Source organism: Siminovitchia sediminis, from assembly GCF_042680885.1.
GTDB classification, from domain to species: Bacteria; Bacillota; Bacilli; order Bacillales; family Bacillaceae_C; genus Siminovitchia; species Siminovitchia sediminis.
Genome location: NZ_JBHUEO010000103.1, coordinates 1,503 through 2,052, shown reverse-complemented (window position 1 = coordinate 2,052; position 550 = coordinate 1,503). Strand labels below are relative to the sequence as shown.

Here is a 550-nt window from a genome sequence, read left to right as displayed (position 1 = left end):
TACCTCTTCCCAGCGGCCGCCAAGCCCGACCGCTTTGGCCTGCTGCTGCAGGTTGCTGTACTGCCCGCCCGGCATTTCATGCCGGTATACTTCTGAGTGCGGCGACATCATGCCGCTTTCAAAGTCCTTGTAATACTTGCGGACGTCTTCCCAGTAATAGGACAGCTTTTCCAGAGAATCAATGTCAATGTCCAATGCCTGTTCGGTTCCTTCCAGTGCATAGTAGAGTGTGTTCAGGCTCGGCTGGGATGTCAGGCCTGCCATCGAACCGATCGCCGTATCGATGACATCCACCCCGGCTTCGATCGCTTTCGTGTACGTCAGGATGCCGTTGCCGCCTGTATCGTGCATATGCAGATGGATCGGCAGGCCGACCGTCTCTTTCAATTCGGAAATGAGGCGGTAGGCAGCCTGCGGCTTCAGGAGCCCGGCCATGTCCTTGATCGCCAGCATATGCGCACCCTGCGCCTCCAGCTCCCTCGCCATCTTCTTATAGTAGTCGATATGGTATTTCGGACGGTCCGGGTCATCGATATCCCCGGTGTAACAG

The 550-nt window shown here is 56.5% G+C and carries 1 pseudogene; it reads right to left on the bottom strand.

The annotated features are described in order from the left end of the window. A pseudogene (locus ACFSCZ_RS17770) lies at nucleotides 1-550 on the bottom strand (pyruvate carboxylase); the annotation flags it as partial.